The 18,314-nt window shown below is 59.5% G+C and carries 16 protein-coding genes; 4 read left to right on the forward strand and 12 right to left on the reverse strand.

What is annotated here, in order from left to right; genetic code table 11:
* Positions 1-45 precede the first annotated feature (45 nt).
* Positions 46-726 (reverse strand): YggS family pyridoxal phosphate-dependent enzyme, encoded by a 681-nt coding sequence (locus HKD21_RS03200; protein ID WP_194254175.1) that lies wholly within the window; start codon positions 724-726, stop codon positions 46-48.
* A gap of 75 nt (positions 727-801) precedes the next feature.
* On the opposite strand from HKD21_RS03200, the gene HKD21_RS03205 reads away from it, so the two are divergent.
* Positions 802-2,148, forward strand: a complete 1,347-nt coding sequence (locus HKD21_RS03205; protein WP_194254176.1) for an RsmB/NOP family class I SAM-dependent RNA methyltransferase — start codon at positions 802-804, stop codon at positions 2,146-2,148.
* A 45-nt stretch (positions 2,149-2,193) separates the two neighbouring features.
* Here HKD21_RS03205 and HKD21_RS03210 read toward each other — a convergent pair whose 3' ends face one another.
* The 4 genes from HKD21_RS03210 to HKD21_RS03225 form a co-directional block, all read right to left on the reverse strand.
* On the reverse strand, positions 2,194-3,240 hold the full coding sequence (locus HKD21_RS03210; protein ID WP_194254177.1) for an aldo/keto reductase: 1,047 nt from the start codon (positions 3,238-3,240) through the stop codon (positions 2,194-2,196).
* Between the two features lie 87 nt (positions 3,241-3,327).
* The gene (locus HKD21_RS03215) at positions 3,328-4,920 is read right to left on the reverse strand and encodes an ATP-binding protein (RefSeq protein ID WP_194254178.1); all 1,593 of its coding nucleotides are present in this window, start codon (positions 4,918-4,920) and stop codon (positions 3,328-3,330) included.
* A 5-nt stretch (positions 4,921-4,925) separates the two neighbouring features.
* A complete protein-coding gene (locus HKD21_RS03220) occupies positions 4,926-5,651 on the reverse strand; it encodes a response regulator (RefSeq protein WP_194254179.1) in 726 nt (241 codons plus the stop codon).
* An 81-nt stretch (positions 5,652-5,732) separates the two neighbouring features.
* Entirely contained in the window at positions 5,733-6,713 is a 981-nt protein-coding gene (locus HKD21_RS03225; protein WP_228120957.1) for a cysteine synthase A, read from the reverse strand.
* 131 nt (positions 6,714-6,844) lie between these two features.
* On the opposite strand from HKD21_RS03225, the gene HKD21_RS03230 reads away from it, so the two are divergent.
* The gene (locus HKD21_RS03230; RefSeq protein WP_194254181.1) at positions 6,845-7,261 is read left to right on the forward strand and encodes a rhodanese-like domain-containing protein; all 417 of its coding nucleotides are present in this window, start codon (positions 6,845-6,847) and stop codon (positions 7,259-7,261) included.
* On the opposite strand, the gene HKD21_RS03235 is transcribed toward HKD21_RS03230, so the two are convergent.
* From HKD21_RS03235 to HKD21_RS03255, 5 genes are all read right to left on the reverse strand, one after another.
* The gene (locus HKD21_RS03235) at positions 7,237-8,163 is read right to left on the reverse strand and encodes a DUF2272 domain-containing protein (protein WP_228120888.1); all 927 of its coding nucleotides are present in this window, start codon (positions 8,161-8,163) and stop codon (positions 7,237-7,239) included. The two genes, HKD21_RS03230 and HKD21_RS03235, sit on opposite strands and share 25 nt — an antisense overlap.
* Positions 8,164-8,207: 44 nt before the next feature.
* The gene (locus HKD21_RS03240; RefSeq protein WP_194254182.1) at positions 8,208-8,615 is read right to left on the reverse strand and encodes a hypothetical protein; all 408 of its coding nucleotides are present in this window, start codon (positions 8,613-8,615) and stop codon (positions 8,208-8,210) included.
* Positions 8,612-9,709 carry an S-methyl-5-thioribose-1-phosphate isomerase gene (mtnA, locus tag HKD21_RS03245; protein ID WP_194254183.1) on the reverse strand — a complete coding sequence of 366 codons (1,098 nt, stop codon included), beginning with the start codon at positions 9,707-9,709 and terminating at the stop codon, positions 8,612-8,614. The genes HKD21_RS03240 and mtnA overlap by 4 nt, the downstream gene beginning before the upstream one ends.
* A gap of 171 nt (positions 9,710-9,880) precedes the next feature.
* Positions 9,881-11,260, reverse strand: a complete 1,380-nt coding sequence (locus HKD21_RS03250) for a glycosyltransferase family 4 protein (protein ID WP_194254184.1) — start codon at positions 11,258-11,260, stop codon at positions 9,881-9,883.
* Positions 11,257-12,708, reverse strand: a complete 1,452-nt coding sequence (locus HKD21_RS03255) for a glycosyltransferase (RefSeq protein WP_194254185.1) — start codon at positions 12,706-12,708, stop codon at positions 11,257-11,259. Before HKD21_RS03255 ends, HKD21_RS03250 begins: the two co-directional genes overlap by 4 nt.
* A 159-nt stretch (positions 12,709-12,867) precedes the next feature.
* Here HKD21_RS03255 and HKD21_RS14355 point away from each other — a divergent pair, with 159 nt between their 5' ends.
* The gene (locus tag HKD21_RS14355; RefSeq protein WP_322782896.1) at positions 12,868-14,115 is read left to right on the forward strand and encodes an HAD-IIIA family hydrolase; all 1,248 of its coding nucleotides are present in this window, start codon (positions 12,868-12,870) and stop codon (positions 14,113-14,115) included.
* A 221-nt stretch (positions 14,116-14,336) separates the two neighbouring features.
* Here the strand turns inward: HKD21_RS14355 and HKD21_RS03265 are convergent, their stop codons facing one another.
* A complete protein-coding gene (locus tag HKD21_RS03265) occupies positions 14,337-16,079 on the reverse strand; it encodes a putative bifunctional diguanylate cyclase/phosphodiesterase (RefSeq protein WP_194254186.1) in 1,743 nt (580 codons plus the stop codon).
* Between the two features lie 54 nt (positions 16,080-16,133).
* Here HKD21_RS03265 and HKD21_RS03270 point away from each other — a divergent pair, with 54 nt between their 5' ends.
* A complete protein-coding gene (locus tag HKD21_RS03270; protein WP_194254187.1) occupies positions 16,134-17,279 on the forward strand; it encodes a glycosyltransferase family 4 protein in 1,146 nt (381 codons plus the stop codon).
* A 5-nt stretch (positions 17,280-17,284) separates the two neighbouring features.
* Here the strand turns inward: HKD21_RS03270 and HKD21_RS03275 are convergent, their stop codons facing one another.
* Positions 17,285-18,283 carry an aldo/keto reductase gene (locus HKD21_RS03275; RefSeq protein WP_194254188.1) on the reverse strand — a complete coding sequence of 333 codons (999 nt, stop codon included), beginning with the start codon at positions 18,281-18,283 and terminating at the stop codon, positions 17,285-17,287.
* Between the last annotated feature and the right edge of the window lie 31 nt (positions 18,284-18,314).

An 18,314-nucleotide genomic window follows, 5' to 3' on the forward strand; every position in this document is an offset into this window, starting at 1 on the left:
ACTTCCCCTCATGACAAGATTTCTGCGACAGACGCAAGCCATGCGTCAGGATTGTGGCACGGGACGGCTTCCGAAAATGGCGGTTCCCACCCGGACGAGCGTCGCGTTTTCGGCAATGGCGGTTTCAAAATCCGCGGACATGCCCATCGAGAGCACCGGAAGTCCGTGGCGTTCGGCAGCTCTGCGCAGGAAGTGGAAATGGGGCGCGGGGTCTTCATCCTCAGGGGGGATACACATCAGGCCACGGATTTTCGGGCCAAATTTTTCAAGAGAGGTTTCGATGAACGCATCGGCTTCTTCGCGGGGAATGCCGGATTTTTGCGGTTCGTCACCTGTATTGACCTGAACGAGAAGCTCGGGGAGACGGCCTGTTTTCTGTGCGGCTTTCTCGATGGCGTCTGACAAAGACGGGCGGTCAAGACTCTCGATCACGTCCGCGATCTGACAGGCTTCTAGGGCTTTGTTGGTCTGAAGGCCGCCGATGATGTGCAGGCGCAGGTCCGGGAAGTGTTCGCGAAGCTGCGGAAATTTGGAGGTGGCTTCCTGCACGCGGTTTTCGCCGAACAGGCGCTGACCGGCTTTCAGCGCGGCTTCGACGCTCTCGATCGGGTGGAACTTGCTGACGGCCACGAGAGACACGTCCGCCTCTGCGCGCCCGGCTTTTTCGCAGGCCTGAGCGATACGATGACGGATGGCGGCGAGGTTTTGGGCAATAAGATCGGACATGTCGGGAGAAGACGCCATTGCGTCCGTGGCCGCAAGATGCGATTTCGGCAGGATGCGAGAGATCGATAGCCTGTCATGACCCAGCCCCCATCCAACAAGCCTCCCCGCAATCCGGCCTCCGGAACCCGGAATGGTGGACCACGTCGTCCCCAAAGTGGTCGTACGCCGCAGCATCGTCCTGCCCCGGACCCGACGCGGGATCTTGCGTTCGATATTGTCTGTGGCGTGATCGAGCATCGCCGGATGCTGGAGACGACGCTGGATCGCGCGGGACAGGGACTGGACCCGCGGGATCGGGCTTCGGCCCATCGTCTGGCGGCGACGACATTGCGTCATCTTGGCAGCATGACCGAACTGCTTCAGCCGCTGCTGCGCCGCGAACCGCCCGAGCCGGTGCGTTGCGCGTTGCTGATGGGCGTGGCGCAGTTGCTGCATCTTGAAACGCCGCCTCATGCGGCTGTCGGGACGATCGTGGACCTTCTGCGTCGTCGCGGTCTGGCGCCGTTTGCGGGGCTGGCCAATGCCGTGCTTCGTCGCGTGGCGCGGGAAGGGCAAGAGCTTCTGGATGGTTTGGATGAGGACCGGCTGGATGTGCCGCCCTGGTTGTGGAGTGCATGGGGCAAGCGGGCACGGGCGATTTCGCGCGGGTTGCATCGTGAAGCACCGCTGGATCTGACGCTGCGTCCGGGAGCCGTCGCACCGGAAGGTGGCGAGCTGTTGCCGACAGGGTCCGTCCGTTATCCGGCCGGGACGCGCATCACGACGCTGGAAGGCTTCGAGGACGGCGCGTTCTGGGCGCAGGACGTGGCGGCGACCATGCCGGTGAAGTTGATGGGCGATGTGTCGGGCAAGAGCGTCGTGGATCTCTGTGCGGCGCCGGGTGGCAAGACGGCCCAGCTTGCAACGGCTGGGGCGCATGTCGTGGCGGTCGAGCGTGAGGAAACGCGCGCGCAACGGCTTGAAGACAATATCGCGCGCCTGAAGCTGTCGGCGAAGACGGTTGTGGCGGATGCCGCAACATGGCGTCCAGACGCGCCGGTGGACATGGTTCTGCTCGACGCGCCATGTTCCGCGACGGGCACCCTGCGTCGTCATCCGGATGTGTTGTGGATCAAGCGTCCGCGGGACGTGACGGCTCTGGCGGAAGGTCAGGATGTGCTGATCGATGCGGCGCGTGAGATGCTCAAGCCGGGTGGCGTGCTGCTTTATGCTGTCTGCTCGCTTCAGGACGAGGAAGGTCCGGAGCGGATCAAGGCAGCGATTGCGCGCGGTGGCTGGAAGTTCGATCCGTTTTCGGAAGCGGAACTGGCCGATATGGCCGTTGCCCGGACATGGGACGGGATGTTCCGCACCCATCCGGGCCTGTGGAGCGAACTTGGCGGCATGGACGGCTTCTTTGCCGCGCGCCTGATCAAGGTCTGAGGGCGGTCGGCATCGGGAGTGCCCCCGATGCCAGATGTGCTGTCTTCAGGGCGCCGGGTTGGAGTGCACCTGATGGATGGCGTTGATCTTCTCTTCCAACTCGGGCGTGATGATGACATCCGTTGCACCGAGAATGGTACGGAGCTGATCGACGCTGGTGGCGCCGATGATGTTGGACGTCACGAACGGGCGTGAGGTGACGAACGCGATCGCGAGTTGGGTAGGGTCGATCCCTTCCTCGCGGGCGAGGGCGTGATAGGCCGTGATGGCGTCGTCAACGCCGGGCTTCTGGTAGCGCTGGCCGCGATCGAACAGTGTGGTGCGGGCACCAGCGGGGCGCGCGCCGTTCAGATATTTTCCAGTCAGATAGCCTTGTGCGAGCGGGGAATACGCCAGCAGTCCGACCTTCTCGTGCAGCGCCATCTCGGCAAGGCCGATCTCGAAGGTCCGGTTGATCAGGTTATAGGCGTTCTGGATGGAGGCGACGCGCGGCAGGCCCGTGCGGGAGGCTTCCAGAAATTTCGAGACGCCCCAAGCGGTCTCGTTGGAGAGGCCGACATGGCGGATCTTGCCTTCATTCAAGAGATCGCCGAGCACGCCGAGCGTATCCTCGAAAGGAACGGCGGAGTCTTCTGGCAGGTCGCGGAAGGTCGTGCCGCCTTCGCCGAACAGGCCCACTTTCCGGTCGGGCCAGTGGAGCTGGTAGAGGTCGATGTAATCAGTGCCGAGGCGATGCAGGGAGCCTTCGAGCGCATAGCGGATCTGGCGCGGGGTGAGGCGTGCTTCCTCGCCGTTAGGGCGGAACCACGGCATGGCCGTGCGGCCGACAACCTTGCTGGCAATGACGAGACGATCACGGCCGCCGCGTGCTTTCAGCCAGCTTCCGATAATGGTTTCGGTTGATCCCTGCGTATCGGCACGGGGCGGGATGGAATAGAGTTCGGCGGTGTCGATGAAATTGATGCCGTGGTCCAACGCCATGTCGAGCTGGGCGTGACCCTCGGTTTCGGTATTCTGCTGACCGAAGGTCATGGTGCCGAGGCAGATTTCGCTGACGGCAATGCCGGTGCGGCCAAGTTCACGCTGTTTCATGGAAAAGACCTGATCAGAAATGGGAGAAGCCCCTAGCATGGGGAGGAGCGCGCCATTGATCAAGGCGCGGCTCTGTCCATGTTCTGCTTACGGGGCCAGCGTGACGATGACGCGTAAGCCCCCGCCGGTCCGGTTTTCAAGGCGGACATCCCCGCCCTGACCGTGCAGGATGGTGCGGGCGATGGCCAGACCGAGGCCGGTTCCGCCGGTTTCGCGGTTGCGGCTGCTTTCAATCCGCACGAAGGGTTCGAACACACGCTCCAACTCGTTTTCGGGCAGACCGGGGCCATTGTCCTCGATCAGGATACGGACCGTATTGCCTTTCTCGCCCGGTCGGGTGGCCGGAATGAGGGTGACATGGGCGTCCCCGCCATATTTCAGGGCATTGAGGATCAGGTTGTTCAGGGCACGTTTCAGCGCGACCGAGCGGGCCTTGATGCGGACGGGGACGGTGGGGGGTTCGTAAAACAGGTCTTCCGCCTTGTCCGGCAGGCTCTCGGCGGCTTCGTCCATGATGGTCTGGAGCAGGGCGCGCAGATCCAGCGTGACGATGGGTTCGGCAGAGGCACTATCGCGTCCGAAAGCCAGCGTGGCGGAGACCATGGCTTCCATCTCGTCCAGATCGGCCAGTACCTTGTTGCGCAGCGCGTCATCGTCGATGAATTCGGCCCGCAGCTTCAGGCGCGTGATGGGGGTGCGCAGATCATGACCAATGGCGGTCAACATGAGCGTGCGGTCCGTCACGAAACGGCGGATGCGCGTGGCCATCGTATTGAAGGCAATGGCCGCGCGCCGGATTTCGGAGGGACCGTTTTCGGGCAGGGCTGCGGTGTTGACGTCCCGGCCCAGCGCTTCGGCGGCGTTGGCGAGCGTCGTGACGGGGGCGATCAGCCGCCGCGTGGCCCAGACGATCATCGCACTGCCGGCAATGGACATGACGAGGAACGCAATTAGGAAAGTTGGTGACCCGAACGGATTGGGCAGTGGTGTGACGAACCGGACGACGATCCAGCAATCCCGGTCCGGCAGGAGAATCGAGGTGGAGTGGGTGCGCAGCTTCTGGCCGATCAGGACCTTGCGCGGATAGAGCGACGAAGGCAGGAGCGCCCATCGTACGAAAGGCGGCATGTCGTGACGGTGCATGGTTTCCGGAAAGCGCGGACCGCCTCCCATGAAGCCACCACCCAAAGGTACACCGGGAGGCGCACCGAGAGAGCCGGGAGGCATGTGGAAATCTGGCCCGCCCATGCCGGGCTCTGGAAAGCCCGGTGGTCCCATGCGTGGAGGCATGTCTGGACCGGAGTGGGCCCCGTTCTCGTACATCATGCCCGGTGGCGGAAAGCCGTCATGTGGATGATGCAGGAAAGGAGAGGACATTTTCGGCGGGAGAGGGATTTCATGCCCCTCGATCAACGGGTCTGGCTGCTTGAGAAGCAGGACCGTGACGTTGGAGGGAATGTGCAGGTCTTCGATTGCGTCGCGACGGTCGGCGGGGCTGGCCTCCGCGACCGTGCGGTAGATCGAGAAGACCTGAACCTGTTCCTCATGGATCTGACTGCGCTCTGCAAGATCGAAACGATCCAGCGCGTGGATGACCAGCCCGGCGGCTTCCACTATGGCAAGTCCCACGATCAGCAGAAGGCTGGTGCGCGTGACGAGAGATCGTGGAAGGATGTGCATTCCGATCAGAGACGCTCGACTTCCGCTGCGAGGACATAGCCCCCGCCACGCACCGTTTTGATGACCTGAGCATTGCGGCCGTCGTCTTCGAGCTTGCGACGCAGGCGGCTGACCGCGACGTCAATGGCCCGGTCGAACGGCCCGGCCTGACGGCCCCGTAGCAGTTCCAGAAGCATGTCGCGCGTCAGCACGCGATTGGCGCGTTCCAGCAGCGCCATCAGCAGGTCGTACTCGCCGCCCGTGAGGGAGACTTCCGCACCGTCCGGGTTCAGCAGGCGACGGCGGACGGGATCGAGGCACCAGCCCGCGAAGTGGATTTTGCGGGTATCGGCAACTTGCCGCTTGTCTTCAACGTCGATTGTCCGGCGCAGCACCGCGCGGATCCGGGCGAGCAGTTCGCGCGGGTTGAAGGGCTTGGCGACGTAATCGTCCGCGCCGAATTCGAGGCCGATGATCCGGTCGGTTTCGTCGCTCATGGCGGTGAGCATGATGATGGGGACATTGTCCTGCGAGCGCAGCCAGCGCGCGACTTCCAGACCGCTCTCGCCGGGCAGCATCAGATCCAGCACCACGAGCTGATAATGTCCGTTTGCCCAGGCCTTGCGCGCTTCGCGGGCGTCACGGGCCGCCGTGACGCGGAAATGGTTGCGCTCAAGAAACTGGCTCAGCAGTTCGCGGATTTCGCGGTCATCGTCCACGACCAGAAGATGGGGCAGTGTTTCCGTGCTCATGACCAGAGGCCTTTCAGGAATGCTGTGACCCCGTTCGGACTGCTTGTGCCGCCCCTGATAAGGGACGGCACTGCGGCGATGTCAGGCCAGCCAGGGCGGGACAGGCAGGTTTTTCGCACGCAGGAACTCCGGGTTGAACAGCTTGGACTGATATCGGGCGCCACCGTCGCACAGAATTGTAACAATCGTATGTCCGGGTCCAAGACGGCGTGCGGTGCGGATTGCCGCAGCGACATTGATGCCGGACGAGCCACCGACCGAGAGACCTTCGTTCGAGGTCAGCGAGAAAATCTGCTCCAGCGCCTCGGCATCGGGAATGCGTTCGGCGTCATCGGGTGCCGAGCCTTCCAGATTGGCGGTCACGCGGCCCTGACCGATTCCTTCGGTAATCGAACCCCCAGTGATGGTGAGGTCGTTGGACTTCACCCAGCCATAAAGCGCGGAACCTTCCGGATCGGCGAGAACGACGCGCGGTGCGGTCTTTCCGGCTGCTGCGGCCTGATCGCGCAGGCCCAATGCGATTCCAGCCAGTGTTCCGCCCGTGCCGCAGGCGCAGGTGAAGGCGTCAATTTTTCCCCCCGTCTGTTCCCAGATTTCACGGGCCGTAGTGGCGCGGTGGCCTTCGCGGTTGGCGGTGTTGTCGAACTGGTTGGCCCAGAACCCGCCGATCTCTTCGGCCAGACGACGCGAGACATGGACGTAATTGCCCGGATCACGATAAGGCTTGGCGGGGACAAGACGCAGATCCGCGCCGATCATGCGCAGAAAGTCCAGCTTCTCGCGGCTCTGTGTTTCCGGCACGACGATCACGGCCTTGCAGCCTACCGCATGGGCGACCAGCGTCAGGCCGATTCCCGTATTGCCGGCCGTGCCCTCCACGACCGTGCCGCCGGGTTTCAGAGCACCGCTTTTCAGGGCATCATTGATGATCGCAAGAGCCGCGCGGTCCTTTACGGAGCCTCCGGGGTTCATGAACTCGGCTTTGCCGTAGATATTGCAGCCGGTTTCCTCGGACGCGCGTTCAAGGCGGATAAGGGGCGTGCCCCCGATCGCTGCGGTCATACCCGGAGAGGCGGACTGCCATCCGATCGTGGCATCCTGGCGGTTCGGAGAGAGGTCGGTCATACGGTAACTCCTGTGCTGGCCCGTGCTGGGTGAATTATAGAACGCGTTTTGAAAGGATGAGAAAGAGCATGAAGGTTCTGACAGCAAGGCAGGCGTGGGACATGCTTGAAAAAAAGCATGAAACGGTCTCTGCAAACGATGCGCAGCCTGTTCTGGTGGACGTGCGCACTCCGCCGGAATGGATGCATGTGGGATTACCCGACGCGGATGCGATGACTGCGCCGCTTCTGTGCGTGACCTGGCAGCCGGACCTTCAGCGCGAGTTCCTTGAGGCCCTGCTCGAAGCTGTTCCCGATCAGCAGACTCCGCTGCTATTCCTGTGCCGATCGGGCGTGCGGTCACATCATGCCGCGCTTCTGGCGGAAAACGCCGGTTATGCGGATGTCAGCAATATCGTGGACGGATTCGAAGACCAGCATGGCCCCGGCAAGGGCTGGCGCTCCAGCGGCCTGCCGTCGGCTTACATGCCGCTGTCGGGTTCCTGATCCGCGTCGTAATGCACTTCCAGCACGGCGCACCACGGATAGCGGCTGTCGTAGCTGTGCCCTGAACTGTCGGCGATCATGCCGTTGGCGTCCGTGGGAACATGAGTGAGGGCCACGGCATCATCCACGTTGCCGCCGACAATGCTCAGCTCATGCCCGAAAGGCTGGGCATTTTGATTGGTGGCGGAGACAATGCCGCAATGGGCCGGAAAGCCGTAGCTGGTCGGCAGCATCGAGAAGGTCACGGTCTTGCTCTTGCCGCGCCCGACGCAAATCAGATCGCCGATCTTGGGGGCATAGGTTCCGGGATCATGGGCCGTTACGCCGCTGGACTGTCCGCTGGCGGCAGCGTTGATGTAAGTCGAATGATTGGGGGAATACGGAAAGCGTCCATTGGCGCCCGCAATACGCATCACATACGAGATGAATGCGGCAGACCAGGCATAATGGCCGTCATGCTCGATCTCGAAACGGGTGCCCTGAGAATCCGTTTTGCCCGTCCAGCCGACTTCCGTTTCATACGGGTCCTGTCCGATCCACCAGTACTCGCCGATCCGCTGCCACAGGCCGGGGAGGCGCTCGGGCTTCAGCGATGCGTCCGTGGGTTCGGGGCGGTCTTCTGGGTTGTCGTCCGAGACAGGGGAGCCGAACATCCGCCATTCGCGCAAGGCGATGGCCGCGACGTCCTGCCGGTTGAACGGCTCGAAATTGCGGGTGGCGAAATCCGGGACGTGGGGATTATAGCCGATCGGGCCAGTGGTTCCGTTCGCATACTGGGCGTTCGGCGTACGGGCCGGATACGGGCTGACACTCTGCTGGCTGGAACATGCAGCCAGTGCGAGCAGGGCGGCCGTAGCAGCTGCTCGCCTGAAAAGATGCGAATTTGGCACTGTTATCCTCATGTACCCATCATGACTTCATCTTGAACGGCATGTGACACAGAGCGTCAAGGACGGGTGCTGGCTGGTGGAAGGTTCACGGCCTGCCATGCCTTGATTTTTGTGCAGGTTTTCTGAATGACAGGCAGGCTCAGGGGAGGGAACCAGAAGCCCAGCAGAGCTGTGAATATTCCGGCACAGAATAGTGTCTGCATCAGTGACATTTGTCTTGTTCTGAACAGAAACGTCAGCGTGACGATACAGACAATCGGCAAGAGGCCAAGATAGATCAGCATACATTTGATGTAGAGGGACTCGCTCTCCGGATTGTCTATGGCCATACCGAACCCGATGCAGAGTGCGGGCATAAAGACGCTCGCGGTCAGTCCCAGAAATGCGTTTCCTGCAAGGAACGTCCGGATGATCCGAAACCATAGCGGCGGAACGTATGCCTTGCAGTTTTGTTCAGAATTCATGGAGTGTCAGGAAATAGCGATCGCAGCCCGGCTTCGCTGGCCTCGCAGCGGCCGCGCTCCGTGATGAGACCCGTCACAAGGCGGGCTGGCGTTACGTCGAAGGCCGGGTTGGCGGCCGGGCTGCCAAGGGGTGCGATGCGGACGCGGCTGGCGTCGCCCTGGCTGTCGAGGCCCGTCATGAAAAGCACCTCATCCGGGCTGCGCTCCTCAATCGGGATTTCCTTCACACCGTCACGCACGCGCCAGTCGATCGTCGAAGATGGTAGTGCGACCCAGAACGGCACGTTGTTGTCATGTGCGGCCAAGGCCTTGAGATAGGTGCCGATCTTGTTGGCCACATCGCCCTGTGCCGTGACGCGGTCCGTGCCGACGATGACCATATCCACATGTCCGGCCTGCATGTAGTGGCCTCCTGCGTTATCGGCGATGACGGTGTGCGGAACACCATGGCTGCCGAGTTCCCACGCTGTCAGGAGACTGCCCTGATTGCGGGGGCGCGTCTCATCCACCCACACATGCACGGGAATGCCTTCGTCATGCGCCATGTAGATCGGGGCGAGTGCCGTACCCCAGTCAACGGTGGCAATCCATCCGGCATTGCAGTGCGTCAGAAGATTCACCTGTCCCTGACGGCCCTTGCGCTCCCAGATTTCGCGGATCAGTTCCAGACCGTGACGGCCGATGGATTCATTGACCTGAACGTCCTCATCGCAGATGGCGTCAGCTTCGGCATAGCCCGCGGCGACACGCCCGGCTTCCGACACAGCTTTGAGGTGTTTGACCATGCGCTCAATGGCCCAGCGCAGGTTGATGGCGGTCGGGCGCGTGGCGACGAGGAAGGTGGCGGCCTTGTCCAGAGCATCGTCGGAAGCATCGTCCTGAAGGGCGAATACCAGTCCGTAAGCTGCGACGGCCCCGATCAGCGGGGCGCCGCGCACCTGCATGGACGTAATGGCCTCGGCTACGCCATCAACGTCCCGGAGTTCCAGAAGCTCCACAGCCCAAGGGAAGCGGGTCTGGTCAAAAATCCGGATGCTGCTGGCATCGTCGGACGGGCGCCAGAGGCTGCGATAGGAAATGCCGTTGATTTTCAAAGGGAACGCTCCTCGGAATGCCGGAAAGACGGGGCTGCAACGGGAGCGCGAACGACCCCATGCTGACTGAACTGCTGGGTTCTGCATGTGCGTGATCTGCGGGCCTGACTCAAGCCCCTGTACATGAAAGTTTCATGCACAGGGGCCGACACGTTTACAGGCGCAGGATTTTCAACGCTGGACGGCGTCGAGGATGACCTTTGCGCCAGTGGTCCACGGAACGGGTTTGAACTCGCTCCGTACCTTCTGGGTCCACGTGGTCAGATCTTCCGGATCGTCGATGACCTGACGGATCAGGGTATAGGCTTCGTTAAGGTTACGGGGGTTGAAGTAACGCCCGAGCGATCCGCCTGCCTCGGGAATGGAGGTTGTATTGGAGGCGATGCAGGGACGCCCCATGGCCAGACCTTCCGTCACCGGAAGCCCCCAGCCCTCAAAGAAGGACGGGAAGACCGAGAAGCTGCAATCGGAATAGAGGCGTCGCAGTTCGGCATCGGACGGGTTCTGGATGAAGCGGATTTTGCCATCCAGCCATTTCGTATTCTCAAGCTGCTGCATGAGATCGGAAACGAGCCAGCCCGGACGCCCGGCGAACACCAGTGTTGGCACCTGATCGACGGGCATGTCTTCCAGCATCTGCCGCCAGATGCGGAAGAGCAGCATATGGTTCTTGCGGGCCTCGATCGTGGAGACGAACAGCACATAAGGCTCGCTCACCAGACGTTCGATCGGCATGGTGGTTTCCGCTAGTCCGAACTCTGTTCCCATGGGAACGTGCCGGACTGTAATGTCCGTACCAATACCCTCTTGCGCGAGATAGGACTGGACGTCCTGCGCTGTGGCGCGGCTGTTGGCGAAGATGACGTCCGCCAGAGGCAGCACGGCATGGTGCCATGCCCGGAACGTCGTAATCACGCCGATATGGCACCATTCCGGGCAGCGGATGGGAGCCAGATCATGCATCAGGAGCCCGAAGGAGACCCGCAGTTCATCACGCAGCCACCGGACCGTCTGAACATAATTCTCGTGATGCCACGGAGAACCCAGCGTCAGGAAGACGTCCCCAGCCTCGACAGCTTCCGCCAGGGGCGTTCCTTCGGCGTGCTGCGCGGCGTCGGTGCTTGACTGCTGACGTTGGCGGCGCAGAGCCGCCTTGCCTTCGTTGACTACCAGTCGTCCCAGCCCGGCCCACAGGCTCGCCAGTCCGCCCAGAACCTGTCCTTCCGTTTGCAGGATGCCGGTCAATGCCTGACGGTGTGTTTCGTTCTCGGCGAACTGCATGGCGGAAAACAGCGGCGCCGAGGCTTTTGCGGCTTTGGCGCCGCTGTCTTTCATGACCTGCCGTAGCAGCGTGTCGACTACCGACCAGTCGATGGTGCGGAAATCGCGCGGATCGTGTTTGTTCGCCCCGCGGCGTACGAACTGGACGTTGTGGCCGTGTAGGGTCCGCAGGCCCGCGCAGAGCTCGAACACCACACGTTGGATGCCGCTCGGACGGCCATGATGGACGAGGTGGAACAGCAGGTCGTCAACGTCAATCCAAAGGGTCATGACGTTCTCCCGTCCACATGCGCTGCGTGACAGGCGTCCAGAATGGCATCAGCAGTATGCTCCCAAGGTGTGGGTTTGAACTGCGTCCGGACCTGCTCCTGCCATTTCGTCAGGCCCTTGCGGTCTTCGATCGTCTCGCGGACGACGCGGTAGGCGTCGTCGGTATTCTCCGGGTCGAAATAGCGCGACAGCGGGCCGCCTGCTTCGGGGATGGAGGTGGCGTTCGAAGCCACGCAAGGGCGGCCGTTGATCAGGCTTTCCGTAACCGGGAGCCCCCAGCCTTCAAACAGGGACGGGAAAAGCGTGAACATGCAGCCGTCATACAGATGCGCCAGTTCGTCATCTGACGGGTCGCGCAGAAGACGGATCTTGCCACGCAGCCAGTCGGTATTTTCAAGCTGCTGCATGAGATCAGAGACGAGCCAGCCGACCCGGCCTGCGAAAACGAGCGTCGGCACCTGCTCGGGAGGCAGATCAGCGACCAGACGACGCCAGACGCGGAACGCCAGAATATGGTTCTTGCGTGCCTCGATCGTGGAGACGAACAGAACGTAGCTCTCCGGTGCAGGCAGTCCTTTCGGTCGCTCACCTGTCACTTTGCGGGGCGGTCCGAAGCCGCTACCGATCGGCACTGTCTGCACAGGGGCCAGCAGCTTCAGGCGGTGCTTGCGGGTATAGTCATCAATGGTTTTCGCCGTAGCGTGGCTGATGGCCAGCAGGCGCCCGCACTGCGGGAGGGTCGTATCCAGCCAGTGCCGGAAATCCCGGATCAGGGACAGGGCACACCATTCCGGCCGGATGGCGGGAATGAGATCGGACAGCAGCAGGACAGGTTGGATGCCGTAGGCCTTGCGCATCCGGGCCAGACGGTCGCCGAAGCCGGGCTCCGACCATGCCGCGCCGAGGATCAGGAAAATATCGCCGGGCTTTGGTTGATTGGCCGTGGATGCTGATGCCGAAGACGGCACTACAGCCGGTGTCCGAGCGGCTCCTGTTCCTGAAGTGCGCTTCAACTGCTTTTGTACGAAACGGTGTAACAGGCGCAGGGCGCGCAACTGGTTCACAGCCATTGTCAGCAGAGGGCGTGCCAGTTCTGGCGGCAGGTTTTCAATGCGTCTGATGACGGTGTGGCGCAGATTCCGCACGAAAGCACTGGGTGTTCTGCGCGATTGCGGTGTCGGACGGCTGTCATGTGCGACTTTTTCATCGGCACGGACGGCGAAAAGATTTTCCAGATCGTCGAAGGAAACCGTAGAGAAAAGCTGCGTTTCGTCCTGTCCGCGCCGGATCAGGGCAATGTTGCCCATACCCGGTTTGGTTGCAGCCTGTTTGCGGATGACATGGAGGATTTCGTAAACAAGCCGCTGAATTCCGCTGGGGCGCGAGTTGTTTTCGAAATACTGGAAAATGTCTTCGACGTCGATCCAGATGGTATAATCTGTGTTCATATGTCCGAGCTAGATTTGTGGCGGCCGACAAAGACGCCGGTCTGTCAAACGATATTAATGTTAAAGTTTTAGGTAAGCCCCGAGGGATGGGCAAGGGGCATTGGGAAAAGGTTGGGTCTTTGCCCCGCATGATACAATGAGTCAGGGGGGAGTGGTGTTGTGTACAGCGTTACGGTTCGTCAGTGCGTCATTTTACTTGAAGATACTGCTACGCGCGGCTTGCCTCTTTCGCTCACCCTTCGTGGGGACAAACCATTTCTTGCGTGGCTGATGCGAGAAATGCAGCGTTTCGGTGTCGAGGAGTTTGTATTCCTGACCAGCCGGATTTCACAGGATATTGCGACTGGTATTGAAAATATCGGAGGTTTCCTCCCCAGAGCCGCAAAGATTAGCATAAGTGTTGCACCATATGAGGTGGGGACCGGAGGAGCCCTTCGTCATGCTCAACCTTATCTGCAAAAGAGGTTTTTCCTGTGTTCTGCAAACACGCTGTTTTCATGTAATCTGGCGCGTTTTCTAACGGTTGCCCGGAAGGGTCATTGGATGCTGCTGCGTCCGGCTGATCCGCATGCTCATCCCAGAGATGTGCAGGTGAAAACGCGTTGTACCACCGGGGGTTCCGTATCACCTTACAATGATATTGAGCCGACTGTTCAACAACTGATCAATGCCGGATTGTACCTTTTTGACGCGCAGATCTGCGAAGTTCTGACGGAAATCTGCTCTTTGGAAGCGGATGTGCTTCCCAAACTGGTGGAAAACCAAAATCTCCAGAGGTTTTCTCTGACGGGGGATTTTTACTCGGCGGAAAATGCCAGCACATTGGAAAAGATTTTGGGAGAGATGTCGGTAAGACTGCGTCGTCCTGCCGTTTTCCTGGATCGGGATGGGGTTATTAACCGGGATCTCGGATGGGTTGGAACGCGGGAGCGCTTTGAGTGGGAGCCAGGTGCACGTGAGGCCATCGCCCGGTTTTGCGATAGCGGTCACCACGTTTTTATCGTGACCAATCAGTCAGGGATCGCACGTGGATTTTATTCCGAAAATGATCTCATGACGCTTATGGATTGGGTCGTGAACAGTATCCGTGAATATGGTGGAACTATAGATGATTGGAGATATTGTCCGATGCATCCTGAATCCGCAATCGAGCAATATCGTGGGCATAGTGTGAACCGCAAACCGGAACCAGGAATGATTCTTGATCTGTTACAGCGGTGGGAACTGGATCCCATGTGCTGCGTCCTATTTGGTGATCAGCCTACAGATATGCAGGCAGCGAGAGCAGCAGGAGTACAAGGAATCATGATTGGTCCAGAGAGTCTGTCTGGGTTTGTTCCGAAATTGAACATTTCGTTATGTGAAAACGAGCTCTTCGAAAGATCTCGACATGGTATGGGACGGTAGTTACAGTTCGTATCAAATGGTCTGAATGGAAAGATGATGGCATCTTGCAGGGACACGGAGACGCCTCTGTTTCACATTTCTTCGAAGACGCAGGAGTCTGACTGCTGTGACCTTACGGAAAAGACAACTCTGAGCGCAGTTGAGAAATACCGGCTGTTGCGTGAAACACGCCGCGCCGTCAGGCGAGAACGTCTTGCTGATGAGCGGAAATCAGAAGCGCATCAAGAAAGATGATCTCTGGAGATTTTGACGCTCTTTGAAGCGGTAATCGCAGTGTCAGTCATTCCAGGGTAGGCTGACAAATCCGCGAGAGCGGCAGGTCGGCCCATCAGAAAACCCTGCGCAGTGGTGCACGATGTGTGGCGTAACATATCGAGCTGAGCTGTTGTTTCTACGCCTTCGGCGATAACTTCCATCGACATGGCATGTCCCAGTGTCATGATGGCGCTGACGATGCTCTGAGCCCGTCGATCGTTCAACATGTCACGGATGAAAGAACGGTCGATCTTGATCCGGTCAAAAGGAAAACTGCGTAGGTAGTTAAGACTTGAAAACCCAATCCCGAAATCATCCATAACAATCTTGATGCCCAGAGAGCGGATTTTACCCATAGTCTCCAGATTGCGCTGTACGGCATCCAGAAATATGCTCTCTGTCAGTTCGAGTTCGAGCCTTTCTGCGGCCAATCCTGTTTGGAAGAGTGTCTGGATAACGGCGGCGTACATGTCGTCATGTGCGAACTGAACTGCGGAAATATTAATGGCTACCCTGATATGAGGCGGCAGTCTGCTGGCTTGAGTACAGGCTTCCAGCAGAACCCAGCGACCGATCGGTACAATGAGATTGCAGTCTTCCGCGACCGGGATAAATTCATTTGGAGCGATTACGCCCCTGACAGGGTGTTGCCAGCGCAGCAGGGCTTCGACACATTCAACCCGGTTTGTTTTGAGGCAGATCAAAGGCTGGAATTCGAGAAAGAACTGATCTGTCTCGAGCGCTCGCCGCAGATCATGCTCCATTTCGCAGCGATGCTGGATATTTGCCTGCATGACAGGGTTGAAGCTGATCCAGTCCGAAGACTGAAGGCGCCGTGCCTCGTTCAGAGCGAGTTCAGCGTAATGGCATGCAGTTTCAAAATGATAGGTATCAAATGGAATAAGGCAACAGCCGATACTGGCTGTTATGTGTATCCGATGTCCGTTCACGGGTAGCGAGGTGTGAAAAATATCCCGCGTAATCTGTGCCCAGCGTGTTGCCTGTGCGGGATGTTCGTATGGGAAAGGGCAGAAAATGCCGAATTCGTCTCCGCCAAGTCGTGCGACAATGCAGTCTTCGGTCAGGAATGTTCGAATTCGTTGCCCTATTGTATTCAGAACGCCGTTGGCAATCCTGCTGCCATAACGTTCGTTGATGGTGCGGAAACGGTTGATATTGACGTATAAAAGAATTCCTGCCGAATGTTGTCCCGTATCATTGGCAAAGAACTCTTTCAGATGTTTTTCGAATTCTTCCTTACTGCATAGATTCGTAACGTCATCTCGACCTGATAGGGTGGTTGTAACGGAATTTGTAGTGGAGAACGTGATAGCCAGAGCAATGCAGTCTTTATCATTCTGGCGAAGGGGGGTCAGTCGGAACTGGACCGGAAGAGCACGTCCTTCAAGTGTTACGAGAATGCCGGAATGGTACTGATTGTCCGGCAGGACTTTCAGGGCTTCGGGAAGGATTTTTTCGAGAGAAGGGAAATTTTGGAGATCGGTTCCTATGCAGGAAAGAAGAGACTTGTTGGCTTCAATGATCCGGCCCTGATACAGAATGGCCAGGCCTTCGCTGGCTGCATCGGCAAGACGGTGAATGGGAAAGAAAGCTGTAATGTTTTCCCCGGGCGCAGTCTTCGGAAGGTGTGTTTCCGCGCAGGAGCGGTCTCCTTCCTTGCCGGTTCTCTGGGAAATACGCACAGTCATTTCTGTCCCTCTGTCTTAAGATAAGATGACTCGGCTTCTGTTAAGAAACTGGAAATGTCGAACAATCGGGGGTCGTTCAAACTGCAACAAAATGTTTCTCAGAACGAATATGATACGATTCATGCTCGGATTCTGACCATTCTTCCGCCGCGTGAGCGTTACGAAGCGGGTCATGCTGGGGCGATCTCCCTGCTTGTAGACCGGCTCGCCGATGCGGGGGATATTGTGGCGGGAAGCGGAGCTGTCGGTGTAGCGTTGCCTGGTGGACGGTATCGAGCGTTAACCATACCACGAATTCCCTTGTCGTGTGGCTGGCGTTTTCGTCTGTCCTGCGTGGCAATGATGCGTTCGTCTCGACCCGCTTTGACGGAAGTTCACAACCGGCCGGATCTGGCGCGTTTTCTGGCACGGTTTGGGCCGGTCCGTCTGGTTCTGCATAATGATCCCTGCACCATGCGTGGCGCTCGGTCCGTTCGGCAGCGTGAGGATCTGGCGCGACATGTGCTGGTGTGTGGCGTCTCGGATTGGGTGATCCAGCGTTTCCGGGAAGGCTGCGGCCCGATCCGCACCGAAATTCAGCCCAACTGCCTCGATCTGTCCGCATTGCCGGTTCCGCGCGAAAGGGAGAAGACTGTCCTGTTCGCCGGACGGGTTGTGGCGGATAAAGGAGTGGATGCGTTTGTGCGGGCCTGGAGCAACATCCGCGCATCTCATCCGGGGTGGAGGGCCGTTATCATGGGGGCAGATCGGTTTGGACCGGATTCCCCGGAAACGCCTTACCTGAAACAGCTTCGGCCTCTTGCTGCTGCTGCCGGTGTCATGATGACGGGGTATCGGCCTCATGACGCGGTTCTGGATGCGATGGCGGAAGCCGCAATCGTTGTGGTGCCGAGCCGCTGGCAGGAGCCTTTTGGTATGACCGCTCTGGAAGCCATGGGATGTGGTGCGGCGGTCGTGGCATCCCCGGAGGGGGCGTTGTCTGATCTGGTTGGAGATGCCGCACTGCTGGCAGCACCAGATGAGCCCGGAGCGCTGGAACAGGCTCTGGGTCGCTTGATGAAAGATGACGGTCTGAGGGAAAAGCTGGGTGCACAAGGGCGTGAACGGGCTGTCCGGTTTGATGTCGGTATAGCCCGCACCCGTGTGCAGGAACTGCGGCAGACAGCGATTGCGTTTGTCAAACATATGCCGCAGTCCTGAAAAGTTTAGTCCCGCTGAGGCGGGGCCATGAAGGTTGGGTCGATAGCGTTCGGCACGTGACGGGCCAGAATGTCGTCCACGGCTTTTTTCTCTTCGTCCGTCAGCGACCAGCCGAACACGTCCTTCACACCTGAGACCTGTTCGGGCTTGCGGGCCCCCCACAGGGCGATGACCGGTCCCTGGTCGAGAACCCAGCGGACGGCAAAGGCCATGGTGGATTTACCGCGTTTTTCGGCAAGCTTTCCGAATTCTTCCACTGCTGCGAGATAGTTCTCGAAGTTCGGCTTCTGAAATTTCGGATCGTTCGAGCGCAGATCGTCCTTGGGGAAAGTCGTGTCTCGGCTCATCTTGCCGGTCAGCAGGCCGCGACACAGGGCGCCGTAAGCCAGAATGACGGCGTTGTGCTTTTCGGCGTAGGGCAGGATGTCCTTTTCGATCGTCCGTTCGAAAAGGTTTAGCGGCGGCTGGATCGTGGCGATCGGGGCGACTTCGCGGAAAATATCCATCTGTTCGGGCGAGAAATTGCTGACGCCGAGGGCGCGGATCTTGCCTTCCTGATGGAGTTTCTGGAGTTCGCGGGCGCTTTCGTCGATCGGGGTTTTGTCGTCAGGCCAGTGGATCTGTTCGAGGTCGATCGTTTCCACACGCAGACGGCGCAGCGAGTCCTCGACTTCCTTGCGGATGCGCGCCGGGCGGGAGTCCCGGAAGACCTTCATGTTCTTTTCGTCTTCGCCGGCCCAGTGCAGGCCGAGTTTGGTAGCGATATGAGCCTTGTTCGGTTTTTCGGCCAGTGCGCGCCCGACGATTTCTTCGGAATGGCCAAAGCCATAGACCGGGGCGGTGTCGATCAAGTTGATCCCTTCGTCGAGGGCGGCGTGAATGGTGCGGACGCCATTGTCATCATCGGGCCCGCCCCACATCCAGCCACCGATGGCCCATGTGCCAAGCGCAACGCGGGAGAGGGGGGTGTCGATGCCGGGGATGAGGATGGTGTCGGATGCCATGATTGTCTCCACTCGAAATAGACAGTAACGA

It is taken from the genome of Gluconobacter cerevisiae (assembly GCF_015244675.1).
GTDB lineage: Bacteria > Pseudomonadota > Alphaproteobacteria > Acetobacterales > Acetobacteraceae > Gluconobacter > Gluconobacter cerevisiae.

Excerpts from the sequence above, each read along its gene's own strand:
- HKD21_RS03250 (WP_194254184.1), bottom strand. The coding sequence starts at position 11,260 with ATGACCCTTTGGATTGACGTTGACGACCTGCTGTTCCACCTCGTCCAT.
- HKD21_RS03235 (WP_228120888.1), bottom strand. The coding sequence starts at position 8,163 with ATGAGGATAACAGTGCCAAATTCGCATCTTTTCAGGCGAGCAGCTGCT.
- HKD21_RS03215 (WP_194254178.1), bottom strand. The coding sequence starts at position 4,920 with ATGCACATCCTTCCACGATCTCTCGTCACGCGCACCAGCCTTCTGCTG.
- HKD21_RS03270 (WP_194254187.1), top strand. The coding sequence starts at position 16,134 with ATGTCGAACAATCGGGGGTCGTTCAAACTGCAACAAAATGTTTCTCAG.
- HKD21_RS03230 (WP_194254181.1), top strand. The coding sequence starts at position 6,845 with ATGAAGGTTCTGACAGCAAGGCAGGCGTGGGACATGCTTGAAAAAAAG.
- HKD21_RS03240 (WP_194254182.1), bottom strand. The coding sequence starts at position 8,615 with ATGAATTCTGAACAAAACTGCAAGGCATACGTTCCGCCGCTATGGTTT.
- HKD21_RS03255 (WP_194254185.1), bottom strand. The coding sequence starts at position 12,708 with ATGAACACAGATTATACCATCTGGATCGACGTCGAAGACATTTTCCAG.
- HKD21_RS03265 (WP_194254186.1), bottom strand. The coding sequence starts at position 16,079 with ATGACTGTGCGTATTTCCCAGAGAACCGGCAAGGAAGGAGACCGCTCC.
- HKD21_RS03275 (WP_194254188.1), bottom strand. The coding sequence starts at position 18,283 with ATGGCATCCGACACCATCCTCATCCCCGGCATCGACACCCCCCTCTCC.
- HKD21_RS03225 (WP_228120957.1), bottom strand. The coding sequence starts at position 6,713 with ATGACCGCAGCGATCGGGGGCACGCCCCTTATCCGCCTTGAACGCGCG.
- HKD21_RS03200 (WP_194254175.1), bottom strand. The coding sequence starts at position 726 with ATGTCCGATCTTATTGCCCAAAACCTCGCCGCCATCCGTCATCGTATC.
- HKD21_RS03205 (WP_194254176.1), top strand. The coding sequence starts at position 802 with ATGACCCAGCCCCCATCCAACAAGCCTCCCCGCAATCCGGCCTCCGGA.
- HKD21_RS03210 (WP_194254177.1), bottom strand. The coding sequence starts at position 3,240 with ATGAAACAGCGTGAACTTGGCCGCACCGGCATTGCCGTCAGCGAAATC.
- HKD21_RS03220 (WP_194254179.1), bottom strand. The coding sequence starts at position 5,651 with ATGAGCACGGAAACACTGCCCCATCTTCTGGTCGTGGACGATGACCGC.